We start from the raw sequence: 16745 nt of genomic DNA, 5'->3' as shown, positions 1-16745 counted from the left end.
GGAAGTGAAAGGACCGCTCGATGAACGATGCCCGCGTGACCCCCGAAGGAATCCGCATCCATGCCCGCGAGGATTTCGCCGGGATGCATGCGGCCGGACGGCTGACCGCGCAGATCCTCGACGAGGTGGGCGACCTGGTGGTGCCCGGCGCCACCACGGGCGAGATCGACGCCTTCATCGAGCGCCGGGTCGGGGAACTGGGCGCCACCAGCGCCACCATCGGCTATCGCGGCTACCAGCACGCAAGCTGCATCAGCGTGAACCATGTCGTCTGCCACGGCATTCCCGGCGAAAAGCGGCTGGCCGACGGCGACATCCTGAACATCGACGTGACAGTGATCCTGGACGGCTGGTTCGGCGATTCCAGCCGGATGTATGTCGCGGGGACGCCCTCTGTTAAGGCGAAGCGGCTGATCCAGGTGACGCATGACGCGCTGATGAAGGGGATCGAGGCCGTGCGCCCCGGCAACACCTTCGGTGACATCGGCCATGCCATCCAGACCCATGCCGAGGGCCAGCGGATGTCGGTGGTGCGCGATTTCTGCGGCCATGGCGTGGGCCGCACCTTCCACGCGCCGCCGAACGTCCTGCACTTCGGCCGCCCCGGCAAGGGGCCGATGCTGGAGGAAGGGATGTTCTTCACCATCGAGCCGATGATCAACCTCGGCCGCGCCGAGACCAAGGTGCTGGCCGACGACTGGACCGCCGTGACCCGCGACAAGTCGCTGTCGGCGCAGTTCGAGCACGCGGTGGGCGTGACGGCGGACGGCTGCGAGATCTTCACCCTCTCGCCCGCGGGCAGGTTCTTCCCGGCGATCTAGCCCGCGGCGACCCGCGGCACCGACGCGACCGGCGTCGCCGCAGGCCCGTCGGTGAACTGCAGCCGCGCCAGCCGCGCGTAAAGCCCGCCCTGCGCCACCAGTTCCTCATGCGTGCCCTGCTGCACGATGCGGCCCCCGTCCATCACCACGATGCGGTCGGCCTTCTTCACGGTCGCGAGGCGATGGGCCACGATGATCGTCGTGCGCCCCCGCGCGAGTGCGTCGATGGCGTCCTGCACCAGCCGCTCGGACTGGGCGTCCAAGGCGCTGGTCGCCTCGTCCAGCAGCAGGATCGGGGCGTCGCGCAGGATCGCGCGGGCAATGGCGATGCGCTGCTTCTGGCCGCCCGACAGCATGACGCCGCGCTCGCCCACCTGGGTGTCGTAGCCTTCCGGCAGCGACATCAGGAAGTCATGGGCGTTGGCGGCGCGGGCGGCGGCCTCGATCTGCGCGTCACTGGCGCCGGACTGGCCGAAGCGGATGTTTTCCCGCGCGCTGGTCGCGAAGATCACCGGGTCCTGCGGGACCAGCGCGATGGCCTGCCGGAAATCGGCGCGAGCCATGTCGCGCAGGTCGATGCCGTCGATGCAGACCCGGCCCCGGTCGGGGTCCCAGAAGCGCTGGATAAGCTGCACCACCGTCGTCTTGCCGGCGCCCGAGGGGCCGACCAGCGCCACCGTCTCGCCCGGACGGATCGCCAGCGTGATGTCATCCAGCGCCGATATGTCGGGGCGGGTCGGATAGCGGAAGCTGACACTGTTGAAGTCGATGCGGCCCTTGACCGGGCGCGGCAGAGGCACCGGGTTCGCGGGATCGCGCAGCGTGTCCTCGGTCGCCAGCAGGTCGCCCAGCCGCTCGGTCGCGCCGGCGGCACGCTGCAGTTCGCCCCAGATCTCGGACAGGGCGCCCAGGGAACCGGCGACAAGAACGGCGTAGATGACGAACTGCACCAGTTCGCCCACGGTCATGGCGCCCGCGTTCACGTCGCGTGCGCCCACCCACAGGACGCCGACGACGCCCGCGAAGATCAGGAAGATCACCACCGCCGTCATCAGCGCCCGGATGCGGATGCGCCGCGCGGCCGAGGCAAAGGCGCTTTCGGTGACGCCCGCGAAGGCGGCGCGCGCGGGTTCCTCGGCGGTGAAGGCCTGGACGGTCTGCGCGGCCAGCAGCGTCTCGGAGGCGGTGCCCGAGGAACTGGCGATCCAGTCCTGGTTCTCGCGCGACAAGGCCCGCAGGCGGCGGCCCAGCAGGATGATGGGCAGGATCACCACCGGCACCATCAGGAACAGAAGGCCGGTCAGCTTGGGCGAGGTGACGAGCAGCATGACCAGCCCGCCGATCACCACCACCGTCTGCCGCAGCGCCAGCGAGACGGAGCTTGAGATCACCGAGAGGATCAGCGTGGTGTCGGTGGTGATGCGGCTGATGATCTCGCCGGTCATCACCCGTTCGTAGAAGGCCGGGGAAAGCCCGATCACCCGGTCGAAGACGGCGCGGCGGATGTCGGCCACGACCCGCTCGCCCAGCCGCGTCACCAGCGCGTAGCGCAGCGCCGTGCCGAGGGCCAGCGCCGCCGCAATGATCAGGGCCGCGACGAAATATTCGTCAAGCAGTTGCGAGTTCTCGGCGAATCCGTCCACGACGCGGCGCACGGCGACCGGCAGGATCAGGCTGACCGCCGCCGTGGCCAGCAGCGCGACGGCAGCCGCGGCCATCATCGCGCGGTAAGGGCGCAGGAAGGGCCACAGCGCCCTCAGCACCCCGATGCGGCGGGTGGTCGGGCGGTCGATGGCGGCTTTCGGGGCTCGGGCCAAGGCTTTCTCCGGCGCTGGGTCCGGGATGGTGTAGGCATTCGGCCGCGCTGGGGCAACCCGCAGGGCTGCGGCATCCTGCCCGGTGCCGCGGCAGGGTGCGTGGTTCTCAGGCACAGCCCCTTGCCGCACCCTGCTCCCGCAGGGTGCGTGCCCTTGCACGCAACGTTGCCCTCAGACCCCGCCCATGACCGCGCCGACCACGGCGCAGGCGATCACCGCATAGCCCATGTCGATCAGCGTCATCACCATCGGCCGGGGCGAATAGGTGTTGGTGATGAAGAACCACGGCGCCACGATGCCCGCCCCGATCCCCGCGCCCCAGCCGAGGCCCGCCACGATCCCATCGATCCCGGCGCGCACGAACAGGATGCGGATCATCGCCGCAATGGCGACCAAGGCCACCCCCGCCAGCAGGTAGGGCGTGACGGACCGCGACAAAGGATGCCCGATGTTCTGCACCTGCAGCCCCGAGGCATTGCTGTAGATCCGGTCGTTCATCCGGTACCAGATCGCCCCGATCACCCAAGCGAGGATGGCTGCGGCAATGACGATCATCAGTTCCATCGGCTCACCCCCTTGCGCCCGCAAGCGCCAGCACCGCGTCCCATTCGGCATCCGTCACCGGCTGCACCGACAGGCGCGAGTTCTTGACCAGCACCATGTCGGCAAAGCGCGGCTCGGCCTTGATCTCGGCCAGCGTCACGGAACGCGGCAGCGGCTCGACCGCGCGGATATCCACGCATTCCCATCTGGGATCATCCGAGGTGGAATCGGGATGCGCCTCGGCGATCACCTCGACGATGCCGACCACGGCCTTGCCTTCGTTCGAATGGTAGAAGAAGCCCCGGTCGCCCAGCTTCATCTGCCGCATGAGGTTGCGGGCCTGATGGCTGCGGACGCCGTCCCATTCCTCGCCCGCCTCACCCTTTGCGGCAAGGTCGTCCCATGAAAACACCTCCGGCTCGGACTTGAAGAGCCAGCGGTTCATCCGATGACCTTGCGCCACTCGCTGACCTCGACGGATTCAAAGACATCCGCCGCCGCATAGGGGTCCTCGGCGACCCAGGCCCTTGCCGCGTCGAGATCATCCGCCTCGATCACCAGCAATGATCCGCAGGGCTGGCCGTCCTGAAGGAACGGTCCCGCCAACTGCACCCTGCCCGAGCCGTTCAGCCATGCCAGATGCGCCTCGCGCGTGGTCATGCGGCTGTCCAGGCGACCGGGCTTGTCCCGGCAGATCACGGTGAAAAGCGGCATCATTCCTCCTTGAGCGGGCGTGCGAGCAGAAGCTCCACCGCCTGTTTAACGCCCACGCGGCCCCCGGCAAGCCCGGCGATCAGGGTCGAGATCGGCATCTCGATACCGTCGCGGGCGGCAATGGCGGCGACGGCGCGGGCGGTCGCGGCGCCTTCCACGGTAACATGGGGGTCGAAGGGCTCGGCCCGGCCCAACGACAGGCCATAGCGGAAGTTGCGCGACTGCTCGGATGTGGCGGTCAGGATCAGGTCGCCCAGCCCCGACAGGCCGGTCAGGGTCTCGGGGTCGGCGCCGTTTGCCGCGGCGAAGCGGGTCATCTCGGCAAAGCCCCGGCTGACAATGGCGGCGCGGGCGGAATCGCCAAGCCCCGCGCCGATCGCGACCCCCGCCGCGATGGCGATGACGTTCTTCAGCGCGCCGCCCAGTTCCGCCCCGCTCACGTCGGTCGTGCGGTAAAGCCGCAGGACGGGGGTGGAAAGCGCATGCTGCAGCCCGTGGCCCGCCCTCGCGTCGGCGCAGGCGAGCGTCAGGGCGGTCGGCAGCCCCCGCGCGATGTCGGCGGCGAAGCTGGGACCGGTCAGGACGGCTACCGTCGCCGCGGGGCACGCCTCGGCCAGCATCCGCGCGGGCGAGCGCCCGGTGGCGAGGTCGATCCCCTTGGCGCAACTGACCAGCGCCCGCCCGTCCAGCCGGGCCGCGTGGTCGGATAGGAAGGCGCCCGTGGCCTGCGCGGGGATGGCGACCAGCAGGATGTCGGCGTCGGGCAAGCTCTCGGTCGCCGTGATGCCGCCGGGCAGGATGACGCCGGGCAGCAGCGGGTTTTCCCCGCGCCAGCCGATCCGGCGACCCCACAGCGCCACCGGCCCGTTCGCCGAAAGCGCCACCGCCAGCGCGGTGCCGAAGGCGCCTGCGCCGAGGACGGCGACGCTCATGCCTTGGCCCCGCGCTTGCCCGCGCCCAGCATCGGTGCTGCGTTTTGGTCCAGCGGCCAGCGCGGGCGGGCAGCGAGGTCCATGCCGTCGCGGTGGCCCAAGCGGAAGCGCTCGATCCCCGCCCAGGCGATCATCGCGGCGTTATCGGTGCAAAGCGCCAGTGGCGGCGCAAGGAAGCGGACGCCGGCCTCGGCGGCCACCCGTTCCAGCGCCGCCCGGATGGTGCGGTTGGCGGCGACCCCTCCGGCGACGGCGACCACCGGCACGTCGGCTTCAGCCAGAGCGCGGCGGGTCTTTTCGGCCAGCACCTCGGCCACGGCCCGCTGGAACGAGGCGCAGATGTCGGCGCGCAGGCCGTCGCGCAGCCCCCCTTCCGCCGCCACCGCCTGATCGCGGACCCGCAGCACGGCGGTCTTGAGCCCGGAAAAGCTGAGATCGCAGCCGGGTCGGTCCAGCAGCGGGCGCGGCAGCGGGACGGCGGCGGGATCTCCCCTGGCCGCCTCGGCTTCCACGGAAGGTCCGCCCGGCTGGGGCAGGCCCAGAAGCTTCGCCACCTTGTCGAAGGCCTCGCCCGGGGCGTCGTCGACGGTGCCGCCGAGGCGGGTGAACTCCTCGGGACCGGATACCCGCAAGAACTGGCAATGCCCGCCCGAGACCAGCAGCATCAGGTAGGGGAAGCCGATCCCGTCGGTCAGCCGCGGCGTCAGTGCGTGTCCGGCAAGGTGGTTCACGCCGACCAGCGGCAGCCCCGTGCCCGCAGCCAGCCCCTTGGCCAGCATCACCCCGGCCATGACCCCGCCGATCAGCCCCGGCCCTGCCGTCACTGCAATCGCATCCAGATCGCGCAGCCCGACGCCCGCCTGTTCCAGCGCCATTTCGACGCAAAGGTCCAGCCGCTCGGCGTGCGCCCGGGCGGCGATCTCGGGGACCACGCCGCCGAAACCCGCGTGCAGCGCCGTCTGGCCGGACACGACCGAGGACAGCACCTCGCGCGCGCCCGTCACGACGGCGGCGGCGGTGTCGTCGCAACTGCTCTCGATGCCGAGGACGGTAAGGGTCATGGTTGAAATCGCGGGGCTGCTGCGGCTTATCGGGGGTTAGCACCCGTCCCGAGGAAACGCCATGCAAGAGCCTGCCGCACCCGTGGTGCTGATCACCCGCCCCGAAGCCGCCGCCCGCCGCTTTGCCGCGCAGGTCGAGGCATTGGGCCTGCGGCATGTGATCGCGCCCCTGCTGCGGATCGTCGGGGTGCCGCATGACACGGCGGCGGTGCGGGACGCGAATGGGCTGGTCTTCACCTCGGAAAACGGCGTCCGCTTCGCCGGGCCGGGAAGGGGCCGTCCCGCCTGGTGCGTCGGCCCGCGCACGGCGGAACAGGCGCGCAAGGCGGGCTATGACGTGCGCGAAGGTCCGGGCGACGCGGCCCGGCTGATCCCGCTGATCGACGATCTCGGCCCCGGCTGGCTGCACCCCCATGGCGCCCATGTCGCGGCCCGCCTGCCGGCGCCGGGGATGGTGGTCTACGACCAGTTGCCGCTGCCGCCTTCGCCCGAAGCGCTGGCGCTGCTGCAAGGCACGGCGCCGGTGATTCTGCCGCTGTTTTCGCCCCGCAGCGCCCGACTTGCGGCCGAGGCGGCGCGGGGGTCGCCGGGCGCCCCCCTGCGGATCGTGCCGATCAGCGCGGCGGCCGAGGCCGCATGGCGCGTAGCATGGCCTGAAGGCGCGGTCCGGTCCGTCGTCGCGGACCAGCCCGATGCCCAAGGCATTCTGCGGGCCATCCGGGCGGTGACGGATACGGAACGCGAGCCCTTCAGCGCGGGTTGAGCGCGCTGACGCCGCCGTCTAGGGTTGGCGCCATCGTGCCCGCCGTGGCGCGTCCTCTACCTGGGTTTTCGACCGAACCGGCGGGCGCCTGTCCCCCGGAACTGCAAGGGATCGCCGCCACATGACCGACCGCCCCGACGACGCCACACCGACCGGCCGCCGCGCGCCCGCCGTCCCCGGCTCGGCCGTGCCCTCGCGCGAGGCGCCGGCGCCATCGGCCGACGCGGCCGAACGCCCCGCCGCGCCGCCGATCGATTCGGCGCTGGTCGGCAAAGGCGGCGACCGCCCCGCGATGGCGCGGCGGAAGGCTGCAGTACGTCCGGTTTCTGGCGGAACCGACAGGATCGTGGCGGGAAACAGGGTCGAGGGTTCGTCAGGCGACCCCACGTCGGCTGCATTGGCGCGGCCGGACGTGGTGGCGGCCGGCATGTCCGAACCCGTGACCGGCGACGCCGCGAATCCCCCCTTTTCGACCGGCGCCGGGGCGACGGCCGGCGACGGCGCCGGCCCGGCCCCGAAAAGCGGGACGGCGGCGGGATCGCCGGAAACATCCTCTGGCATCCCGGCGGTGGCGCGCGGTGACAAGGTGCGCGGGCCGAACGCCCCTGCCCCGGCAGCCCGCCCCGCCGAGCCACCGGCGCCCGTGCAGCGGCGGGGCGGCTTCGCGCCCCTGTTCCTTGGCGGCGTGGTCGCGGCGGCCCTGGGCGCGGGCGCGGCCTACTGGGCGGTGCCGCGGCTGCCCCCCGCCTGGCAGCCCTCGGCCCCCGCGCCGGCCACCGATACCGCCGCGCTGTCCGAGGCCGCAGCCGAGGCTGCCCGCGCCGAGATCGAGCGGCAGGCGGGCGTTGTCGAATCGCGCGCCATCGAGGCGGCAAGGCAGGCGGCGGCCGATGCCGCCACGCAGGCGGCGGGCGCCAGCCTGTCGGCGCAGGGCGAGACGCTGATCGATCAGGCCCGGCAGGCGGGGGCGGATGCCGCCGCCCAGCTTCTGGCCGAAGCGCCGGCGGGTCCCGGCCCCGACCCCTCGCTGCAGACGACGCTGGCCGCGCAGGCGCGCCAGCTTGCCGCGTTGGATCAGGCGCTGACGGAACTGCGCGAGGCGCCCGGCCAGACGATCGACCTTTCCCCCGTGCAGCAGGGGATCGAGACGCAGGCCGCCCGCATCGACGCGCTGGAACAGGCGCTGTCGGCGCAGCCGGCCGGCGATCCGAGCGCGCTTGATTCGGCGCTGCAGGCGCAGGCGGGCCGGATCGAGGCGCTGGAACAGGCGGTCGCCGGGCTGCGGGACGCTCCACCCGTCGATCTTGGCCCCATCCAGGCACGGCTTGACGAACTGGCGCAGCGCCCGGTCGTGGACACCGAGGCCGTCGAGCGGCTGAACACGCTTGCGGCGGATGTGGTGGCCGCGACCCAGCGCATCGGCATGGTTGCCGAACAGGCCGAGGCGCGTCTGGCCGAGGTGGAATCCCGCGCCGCCACGCTGGCGGACACGGCCGACGAGGCCGCGCGCCGCGCGCAGGCCGCCGCCGCCGCCGCCGCCATCGGCGAGGCGCTGCAGACCGGCGCCCCGCGCGACGCCGCGCTGAGCCAGCTTGCGGAAGCGGGTGTCACCCCGCCCCCCGCCCTGATGGTCGAGGTGCCGACGCTGGACGAACTCGTGGCGGGCTTCCCGCCTGCGGCGCGGGCCGCGCTGCGCGACGCGCTGCAGGCCGAAACCGTGCAGGGACAGGGCAGCTTCCTCGGGAACTTCCTGCGCGCCCAGACGGGTGCCCGTTCCGTCGCGCCGCGCGAAGGGGACGACGCCGACGCCGTGCTGTCCCGCGCCGGGGCCGCGGTTGAACGCGGCGAGATCCGGGCGGCGCTGGCCGAGCTTGCCGCCCTGCCCGAGCCTGCGCGCCCTGCCATGGCGGAATGGACCGCGCAGGCACAGGCCTATGCCGACGCGCATTCCGCCGTCGAGGCGCTGGTCGCACCCGAGCCTGCCGCACCCGCCGCAGGCCAGGAGGAGGCATCCGCGCAGCCTGAACCCGCCGAAGACGAACCCGCAGCCGAGCCCGCCGGCGCAGACGCGCCCGCGCAGGCCGAAGACGCGCCGGACCTGCGGCCGACGCCGCCGGTCATCACCACAACCGTTCCCCTGGGCCAGCCCGCCCCGCCGCCGGCTGACGCCGGTGCCGCAGCCCCGTCCAACTGAGGTTCCTGCCGATGCTTCTCACGCTTCTGAAGGTCACGTTCTTCTTCGCCGTCGTGCTGGCGGCGGCGCTGGGGGCGATGTACCTGGCCGAACACGGCGCGCCCTTGCTGATCCAGTTCAACGGGGTCGAATACACGCTGGGACCCGTGCAGGCGGCGATCGCGGCGGTGCTGCTGCTGTTCTTCGCCTGGCTGGTCGTCCAGATCCTGCGGCTGGTCTGGGCCTTCCTGCACTTCCTGATGGGCGACCGCACCGCCATCGACCGCTATTTCGACCGCGCGCGCGAGCGCAAGGGCTACAAGGCGCTGGCCGAGGGGATGCTGGCCGTGGCCTCAGGCGAGGGCCGTGCCGCACAGGATCATGCGGTCCGCGCCGCGAAATACCTCGACCAGCCGCATCTGACGAACCTGCTGGCCGCGCAGGCGGCCGAAACCGCCGGCGACGCCGCGCAGGCCGAATCTGTCTATCGCACCATGCTTGCCGACAACCGCACCCGCTTTGTCGGCGTCCGCGGGCTGATGCAGCAGCGGCTGGCCATGGGCGACACGGCGACCGCGCTGCGGCTTGCGGAAAAGGCTTATGCGATCAAGCCCGGCCATGCGGATGTGCAGGACACCCTGCTGGGCCTGCAGACGCGCGAGCATGACTGGAAGGGCGCGCGGGCCACGCTGAAGGACAAACGGCGTCAGGGCGCGCTGCCCAAGGACGTGGCGCTCCGCCGCGACGCGGTGCTGGCGCTGCAGGAAGCCTCCGAGGTGCTGGCGCATGGCAATTCCATCAGCGCCCGCGAGGCCGCAATCAGCGCCAACCGCGCCTCGCCCGACCTGGTGCCGGCCGCCGTGCTGGCCGCGCGCAGCTACCTGGCGCAGAAGGACACCCGCAACGCCAGCCGCCTGCTGCAGAAGGCCTGGGGCGCGCAGCCGCATCCCTCGCTGGCCGCGGCCTATGCCGAGATCGTCCCTGACGAGACGCCCGCCCAGCGGATGCGGCGGTTCGAGGACCTGATCCGCCAGAACCCCGACCACCAGGAATCGCGCCTTCTGCAAGCGGAACTGGCACTGGCAGCCGAGGACTTCCCTGCTGCCCGCCGGGCCTTGGGCGATCTGGCGGAAACCCATCCGACCGTCCGTTCCATCGCCATCATGGCGGCAGTGGAACGCGGCTCGGGCGCGGATGACAGCGTGGTGCGCGGCTGGCTTGCGCGTGCGATGAACGCCAGCCGCGGGCCGCAGTGGGTCTGCGACAACTGCCACAACATCATGGCCGAATGGTCGCCGGTCTGCGACAGTTGCCACGGCTTCGACACCCTGACCTGGCGCGAGTCGCCGGTCGCGGCGCAGATGGTCACGGCCGGCAACGGCGTCGAGATGCTGCCGCTGATCGTCGGCCGCCCCCGCCACGCGCCCGAGCCGGGTGAGGCCGCCGAGGTCACGTCACTGCCGGCACCCCGCCCGGCCCCGCCCCGCCCGGCCCCGCGCCCCGTGGCCCCCGGCATGGTGGAACGGGATTCTGACTACGCCCCCTCGGTCACCGTGACGCATCGCCAGGCGCCGCCGATCCCTGACCCGGCCCCCGTGACGCCCCAGCCCCCTGCCGCAGCCCCGGCCATGCCCCAGCCCCCGGTTGCCGAACCAGCCTCGCAGCCCGAGCCGGAACCGCCCACGACGGTCACGGTCGAGGTGATCGACGCCCCTTCGGGCGAGCCGCCCGTGCGCCCGGACGTCGAGCCGCTGGCAGAGGGCAAGCGGGAATCGCGCTGAACCCCCTTTTCCTGCCCGAGGATAGGTGGTAGTCCGCGCCCCACGCCGCAGTAGCTCAGCTGGTAGAGCACGTCATTCGTAATGATGGGGTCGGGGGTTCGAGTCCCTTCTGCGGCACCAGCTTCAGACTGAAAAGCGCCGGTTCGTCCAGATGGATGAACCGGCGCTTTCGCATCTCCGCGCAGCCGGGATGCGGCGTCTTGGCCGCGGGAACTCTCAGGCGGCCGGAAGCCAGCGGGGCCGCCCGCAGGCGGGCATCCTTACCCGGCCGGGATGAACGGGAAACAGCTCGCCATGCGCTGTTCCGACAGGGCCTTCTTTCCGCGGAAAACAGCGCGTCCGGGGTGTCCGGGCAGTTCTCGCCACAGGAATCCTCATGCTTGTCCGTAGGGGCGCAAGCTGTTCAGCCCGCCGAACCCTGTGCGAACCCGTTGACGGTCCCGAGCAGACATCCCTAAGCTTCGGACAAATCACCTTTCAGGCGGATTCTCGGCGGGCAAGGACTGCCCGATGGGAATCCTCGCAGATTACCGGAGAATAAATATGTCCATGGCCCAGCGCATCGCGGATCTCGGTCCCTGGTTTCAGACGCTGGATTTCGGAAACGGCATCCTTTCGCCGGGACGATGGAATCCCCGGCAGCAGGCCGCAGAGATCGCCGGGTGGATACCCGGCGGCATCGCAGGCAAGTCGCTGCTGGAGGTGGGGTCGAATGCCGGTGGAATCGGCATCGGACTGGCCGAGCTTGGCGCATCCGGCGTCACCCTGCTGGAGAAAGGCGAACGCTACCACCGGCAGGCCGAGCTGTATCTGGAATCCCGCAGCCTCCTGCCGGTTCAGGCGGTCAACGGCAGCGCCTTTGACGTGCACAGGATGGACCGCAGGGATGTGACCCTGTGGCTGGGGCTGGTTTATCACTTCCGGCATCCGCAACTGTTCCTTGATTATGCTGCGGGGTGCGGGGGCGCGCTTCATGTCGTCTCGACCCAGGCCACAGACCTTCCGGACCTCACCATGACCAACCGGAAGCGGAAATACGCGGACAACCCCAGCCCCCTTCTGGGATGGGAACCGACGCGGGAGCTTTTCCTGAAGATGCTGGCGCTGGCGGGGTATGACATCATCTCGTGCCATCAGCGTTCGGGCATCGAGTGGACCAACAACCTTTATGTCGTCTGCAAACCGCCAGCCCGGCCGGTCTGTGATCTGGAAGCCGCGTCGCGCATCCTGGGCGGACCGGGCATCTGGTCGTGATCGCCTTTGCCGGTATGAAGCGCCTTCCCGAACTGCTTGCCCCGTGATCTTCCCGGAAGCGGCGCGGCTTGCCGGATTTCAGCCCGGCGCGGCATAGACGGCGGTCCAGAACACCGTCCGTCCGTCCGAACCGACCGCGCGGCCGATGCCGAAATCACGCACCTGCGGCAGCATGACGTTGCCCAGATGACCCGACGAGGCGTTCCAACTGGCAAGAACCGTTGCAAGGTCGAAGGGACCGGCGGCGATGTTCTCGGCCGTGATCCTTGGACGGTAGCCCGCGCCCTTCACCCGCTGGGACGGACCCGAGGAGCGGCTGCCCCCATGCGCCATCACCCCGCGCCGGGCCATGTCGCAGGCGTGCTGCGCGGCGGCGCGGGCGAGCTTGTCGTTCGGGCGCAGCGCCGGAAGCCGGCCCGCGGCGCGTTGCCGGCTGGTGGCCTCGGCCGCCGCGGCATTCTCGCCGGGGCTGGTGGGGGCGCATTGCGCTTGGCCGGGGGCTGAGGCTCGGATCTGGACGGGATCGGCCCATGCAACTACAGGAAGCAGAGCAACAGCCAGCGTCACGATTTTTTTCTTCATGGTTAACCTCCGGTTAACTAGAATTCATGCTCTTGGATTCCGCAGCCACAAAGACATGCTTGCATAGACTGTGCAACTTCAGATTGCGCAGCATCTGAACAAAGGCCCGATGACGCGGCGTTCCCGCGCCTTCCCGCCGCTGAAAACTTGCCGCCTCGGCAGGTTTCGGCCCATGTTCGGTGTGCGAAACTGCGGAAGAGGGAGAGCCGATGGCGCGCTTTGTCAGCATTGCCGACCGGGACCGGATCGAGGCCGAGATGCCCTATGCGGACCGGCCGCTGCCGAAGACGATCTACGGCTTCCTGTCAGGGACGCGCGAACGCCACCCGTTGCGCCCGGCGCTGGCCTTCCAGCTTTTCTCGGACCCGCGCAGCCGGGCCTGCACCCTGAACTGGACCGAGTTCCACGACCGGGTGACCGAGGCGGCGAACCTGTTCCGCAGCCTCGGCGTGGGTCCCACCGATACCGTCGCCTACCTGCTGCCGAACTGCCTGGAAACGCCGGTGGTGCTGGTGGCGGGCGCGACGGCGGGGATCGTCAGCCCGATCAATCCGCTGCTGGAACCGGCGCAGATCGCCAGCATCCTGCGCGAAACGAACGCCAGGGTGCTGGTCACGCTGAAGTCGATGCCCCGGTCGGACGTCGCCCAGAAGGCGGCGGCGGCGCTGGAACTGGCGCCGAATGTGGAAACCGTGCTGCAGGTCGATCTGGCCGACTACCTTTCCGGCCTCAAGCGGTTCCTCGTCCGCTTCCTGCGTCCGCGCGTGGTCGTCAGGCACAAGGCGCGGGTGCTGGATTTCGAGGCCTGCGCCTCGGCCCAGCCGCACGACCGGCTGATGTTCGAGGATGTGCAGGCCGACCGCATCGCCGCCTATTTCCACACCGGCGGCACCACCGGGATGCCCAAGATCGCCCAGCACAAGTATTCGGGGATGATCTACAACGGTTTTCTCGGCGGCTCGTTGCTGTTTGACGAAAAAGACGTGCTGATGTGCCCGCTGCCGCTGTTCCATGTCTTCGCGGCCTATCCGATCCTGATGTCCTGCATCCATTCGGGCGCGTCCATGGTGATGCCGACGCCTGCCGGCTATCGCGGCGACGGTGTGATGGACAATTTCTGGAAGCTGGTCGAACGCTGGCAGGCGACATTCCTCATCACCGTGCCGACCGCCATCGCCGCGCTGATGCAGCGGCCCGTGAACGCCGACGTCTCCAGCCTGCGGACGGCGATTTCCGGCTCGGCGGCGCTGCCGGTCGAACTTTACAACCGCTTCAAGCAGGCCACGGGGGTCGAGATCGCGGAAGGTTACGGGCTGACCGAGGCCACCTGCCTTGTCAGTTGCAACCCCGTGGACGGGCTGAAGAAGGTGGGGTCCGTGGGCCTTCCCCTGCCCTACACCCATGTCCGCATCCTGCGCCGCACGTCCGCAGGCTTCGAGGATTGCGGCGCCGACGAGGTGGGCGAGATCTGCGTGGCCAATCCCGGCGTCATCGAGGGCTCGACCTATACCGAGACGGACAAGAACCGCGACCTTTTTGCGGAAGGCCGCTTCCTGCGGACGGGCGACCTCGGGCGGATCGACGCGGACGGCTACCTGTGGATCACGGGCCGGGCCAAGGACCTGATCATCCGGGGTGGCCACAACATCGACCCGGCGGTGATCGAGGAAGGGATGCTGTCGCATCCCGACGTGGTCGGCGCCGCCGCCATCGGCCAGCCCGACGGCTTCGCGGGCGAACTGCCCTGCGTCTATGTCCAGCTTCGCGACGGCGCAACTGTCGGGGTCGATGCCCTGAGCGGGCATGCCAAGACGCATATCCACGAACGCGCGGCGATCCCCAAGCATGTCGAGATCCTGCCCGAGCTTCCGACCACGGCGGTGGGCAAGGTCTTCAAGCCCGCGCTGCGCAAGCTTGCCATCACCCGCGTGCTGTCGGCGGCGCTGGAAGGGACGGGCGCCTCGGTCGCCGAGGTGGTCGAGGACCGCAGGAACGGCCTGACCGCCCGCATCGCGAAGGGTCCGAAGACCGACGAGGCCGCCGTGAAAAGCAAGCTGGGAGAGTTCACCGTGCCGTGGGACTGGGCATGAGCGCCTGAGCGGTGCGGGCAGCGTCCTCGGCCACGATCTCGGCCAGCACCGACAGCGCCAGCACCTTGGGATCGCGGGCCGAGCGGATGACGCCGATGGGTCCGCGCAGGCGGGCCATGGTAACCTCGGGAACGCCAAGTTCCGCCAGCGCGGCGCGACGGGCGTTGTGCGCCCGCAGGCTGCCCTGGGCGCCGATGTAGAAGGCCGGGCCGGACAGTGCCTCGGCGATGATGGGCGGCTCGATCTCGTGGTCGTGAAAGAACAGGACCACGGCTGTCCATTGGTCGGTGGTCAGTGGCGAAAGCGGCCGGGCCTCGACGCCGCGGGCCTGTGCGGAGGCGCGGGTGGATTCGTCGGGCGAGAGCAGCCGCACCGGGTAGCCTGCGGCATGGGCGAGGGCGGCGAAACTCGCGGCCTCGACGCCGGTGCCGGCGACCTCGATCCGCAGGGGTGGGCGCAGTGGCAGGGCGATGCCAGGGGCCGCGTCGGCATCCGTCAGCGTGACCGTGGCGCGATCCGGCTCGATCAGCAGCCGCGAGGGTTGCCGCGCGGCGCGCAGGGCAAGCGCCTGCCGCACCGCCGAGACATCTGCCAGCGGCACCAGCGCGATGTCGATGCCGCCGCCGCAGGGCAGGCGCAGATCGACGAAGGGCGACCCTTCTCCATAGCGCAACCGGCGCGAGCGGCCGTCGGCGGCGGCCCTTTCGGCGTGGATGGCAAGATCGCCCTCGATGCAGCCCGAGGTGATCTGGCCGACACGGGTCCCGTCCGGCAGGAAGGCCATGACGGTGCCGGGGCGGCGGTAATGCGGCCCCTCGACGCCGGTCAGGATGGCCAGCACCGCGCCGGGAACCAGCGCCTGAAGCGGATCGGCAAGCAGAAGGTCGGGCAGGTCGAACATATTGAACCGGGGCAGCGCAGACGACAGTCAGACCACGCCCCGCGCCGGAAGGCCAGCACCTTCAGGCCACCAGAAGCGCGCCGCCGATTGCGCCCGCAACGACCACGACCCAGGGCGGCGCCTTCCATGCCACCAGCGCGACGCAGCAGGCGAGCGCCAGCGCGAAATCGGCCCGGTTGCCGACGGCGCCGGTGAAGACCGGATCATAAAGGGCCGCGCCGAGGATGCCGACCACGGCGGCATTCGCCCCCTGCATCGCCGATTGCGCCCATGACCGCCGCCGCAGCCGGTCCCAGAAGGGCAGCGCCGCGATCAGCAGCAGGAACCCTGGCAGGAACAGCGCCAGCAGCGCAATGACGGCGCCGGGAATGCCGTTCGGCCGGGGTTCCATCACCGCGCCCAGCCATGCGGCAAAGGTGAACAGCGGCCCCGGCACCGCCTGCGCGGCACCGTAGCCCGCAAGGAAGGCATCCTCGCTGACCCAGCCGGCCGCGACCGTTTCCGCCTGAAGCAGCGGCAGCACCACATGGCCGCCGCCGAAAACCAGCGATCCGGCGCGATAGAAGCTGTCGATCAGCGCGAAGCCCTGCCCCATGCCGGCAAGCAGCGGCAGCCCTACCAGAAGCAGGACAAAGGCCGAGGCCGCCGCCACTCCGGCCCGGCGCGACACCGGAACGGTCGGCATCACGCCCTCGGCCGCGCGTCCGCGGCCGAGGGCAAGCCCGGCCAGCGCCCCCAGAAGGATCGCCGCGACCATCCCGACCGACCCCGGCGCGACGGCCAGCAGCACAACCGCCGCCACGGCGATGGCGGCGCGTTCCCGGTCCGGGCAAAGGCTGCGCGCCATCCCCCAGACCGCCTGGGCCACCACTGCCACGGCCACGATCTTCAGACCGTGCAGCAGGCCCGCCATCAGCGGCCCCTCGATCCGCCCGGCGGTCAGCGCCAGCGTCACCAGCAGGACCGCCGAGGGCAGCGTGAAGGCCAGAAAAGCGGCGATGGCCCCGCCCCAGCCGGCGCGCATCAGGCCCAGCGTGAAGCCCACCTGACTGGACGCGGGGCCGGGCAGGAACTGGCAGAGCGCCACGACATCGGCATAGGCTGCTTCGGTCAGCCATCTGCGGCGGACCACCAGCTCGTCGCGGAAATAGCCCAGATGCGCGATCGGGCCGCCGAACGAGGTCAGCCCGAGCTTGAGAAAGGCCAGAAAGACCTCGGCCACGCTGCCCTGCACCCGTGTTGGCGCGTCCTGCGAAAGCATTGCGGCTCCTTCCCTTGCGGATCGGGTCGCGGCCGGCTTCGCACATGCTATC

Annotated in this window: 15 protein-coding genes and 1 tRNA gene; 7 read left to right on the top strand and 9 right to left on the bottom strand. The window is 70.6% G+C overall.

What is annotated here, in order from left to right:
* The first annotated feature begins 20 nt into the window (after positions 1–20).
* The gene (map, locus tag H5395_RS04190; RefSeq protein ID WP_182791261.1) at positions 21–821 is read left to right on the top strand and encodes a type I methionyl aminopeptidase; all 801 of its coding nucleotides are present in this window, start codon (positions 21–23) and stop codon (positions 819–821) included.
* Here map and H5395_RS04185 read toward each other — a convergent pair.
* From H5395_RS04185 to tsaD, 6 genes are all read right to left on the bottom strand, one after another.
* Positions 818–2638: an ABC transporter transmembrane domain-containing protein gene (locus H5395_RS04185; protein ID WP_182791260.1), complete on the bottom strand. Its 1821-nt coding sequence runs from the start codon at positions 2636–2638 to the stop codon at positions 818–820. The two genes, map and H5395_RS04185, sit on opposite strands and share 4 nt — an antisense overlap.
* Positions 2639–2809: 171 nt before the next feature.
* On the bottom strand, positions 2810–3202 hold the full coding sequence (locus H5395_RS04180; protein WP_182791259.1) for a DUF1761 domain-containing protein: 393 nt from the start codon (positions 3200–3202) through the stop codon (positions 2810–2812).
* Between the two features lie 4 nt (positions 3203–3206).
* On the bottom strand, positions 3207–3626 hold the full coding sequence (locus H5395_RS04175; protein ID WP_182791258.1) for an EVE domain-containing protein: 420 nt from the start codon (positions 3624–3626) through the stop codon (positions 3207–3209).
* Entirely contained in the window at positions 3623–3895 is a 273-nt protein-coding gene (locus tag H5395_RS04170) for a YciI family protein (RefSeq protein ID WP_182791257.1), read from the bottom strand. Before H5395_RS04170 ends, H5395_RS04175 begins: the two co-directional genes overlap by 4 nt.
* On the bottom strand, positions 3895–4827 hold the full coding sequence (locus tag H5395_RS04165; RefSeq protein WP_182791256.1) for an NAD(P)H-dependent glycerol-3-phosphate dehydrogenase: 933 nt from the start codon (positions 4825–4827) through the stop codon (positions 3895–3897). Before H5395_RS04165 ends, H5395_RS04170 begins: the two co-directional genes overlap by 1 nt.
* Entirely contained in the window at positions 4824–5888 is a 1065-nt protein-coding gene (gene tsaD, locus H5395_RS04160) for a tRNA (adenosine(37)-N6)-threonylcarbamoyltransferase complex transferase subunit TsaD (RefSeq protein WP_182791255.1), read from the bottom strand. Before tsaD ends, H5395_RS04165 begins: the two co-directional genes overlap by 4 nt.
* Positions 5889–5949: 61 nt before the next feature.
* Here tsaD and H5395_RS04155 point away from each other — a divergent pair, with 61 nt between their 5' ends.
* From H5395_RS04155 to H5395_RS04135, 5 genes are all read left to right on the top strand, one after another.
* Positions 5950–6651, top strand: a complete 702-nt coding sequence (locus H5395_RS04155) for a uroporphyrinogen-III synthase (protein ID WP_182791254.1) — start codon at positions 5950–5952, stop codon at positions 6649–6651.
* Between the two features lie 121 nt (positions 6652–6772).
* A complete protein-coding gene (locus H5395_RS04150) occupies positions 6773–8845 on the top strand; it encodes a COG4223 family protein (protein ID WP_182791253.1) in 2073 nt (690 codons plus the stop codon).
* Positions 8846–8856: 11 nt separating this feature from the next.
* A complete protein-coding gene (locus H5395_RS04145; RefSeq protein ID WP_182791252.1) occupies positions 8857–10605 on the top strand; it encodes a heme biosynthesis protein HemY in 1749 nt (582 codons plus the stop codon).
* A gap of 44 nt (positions 10606–10649) precedes the next feature.
* Positions 10650–10725 (top strand) — tRNA-Thr (locus tag H5395_RS04140).
* A 390-nt stretch (positions 10726–11115) separates the two neighbouring features.
* The gene (locus H5395_RS04135) at positions 11116–11859 is read left to right on the top strand and encodes a hypothetical protein (protein ID WP_182791251.1); all 744 of its coding nucleotides are present in this window, start codon (positions 11116–11118) and stop codon (positions 11857–11859) included.
* Between the two features lie 78 nt (positions 11860–11937).
* Here H5395_RS04135 and H5395_RS04130 read toward each other — a convergent pair whose 3' ends face one another.
* The gene (locus tag H5395_RS04130; RefSeq protein ID WP_182791250.1) at positions 11938–12441 is read right to left on the bottom strand and encodes a CAP domain-containing protein; all 504 of its coding nucleotides are present in this window, start codon (positions 12439–12441) and stop codon (positions 11938–11940) included.
* Between the two features lie 209 nt (positions 12442–12650).
* Between H5395_RS04130 and H5395_RS04125 the strand changes: the two genes are divergently transcribed.
* A complete protein-coding gene (locus H5395_RS04125; RefSeq protein ID WP_182791249.1) occupies positions 12651–14531 on the top strand; it encodes an acyl-CoA synthetase in 1881 nt (626 codons plus the stop codon).
* Here the strand turns inward: H5395_RS04125 and H5395_RS04120 are convergent.
* Both H5395_RS04120 and chrA read right to left on the bottom strand, forming a co-directional pair.
* On the bottom strand, positions 14506–15432 hold the full coding sequence (locus tag H5395_RS04120) for an XdhC family protein (RefSeq protein WP_182791248.1): 927 nt from the start codon (positions 15430–15432) through the stop codon (positions 14506–14508). The genes H5395_RS04125 and H5395_RS04120 overlap by 26 nt on opposite strands.
* Before the next feature lie 61 nt (positions 15433–15493).
* Positions 15494–16693 (bottom strand): chromate efflux transporter, encoded by a 1200-nt coding sequence (gene chrA, locus H5395_RS04115; protein ID WP_182791247.1) that lies wholly within the window; start codon positions 16691–16693, stop codon positions 15494–15496.
* Between the last annotated feature and the right edge of the window lie 52 nt (positions 16694–16745).

Origin of the sequence: Paracoccus sp. MC1854 (genome assembly GCF_014164635.1) — a bacterium.
Taxonomy (GTDB): domain Bacteria; phylum Pseudomonadota; class Alphaproteobacteria; order Rhodobacterales; family Rhodobacteraceae; genus Paracoccus.
The sequence above is the reverse complement of the archived record's forward strand: the minus strand, read 5'-3'. Positions and strand labels throughout refer to the sequence as shown.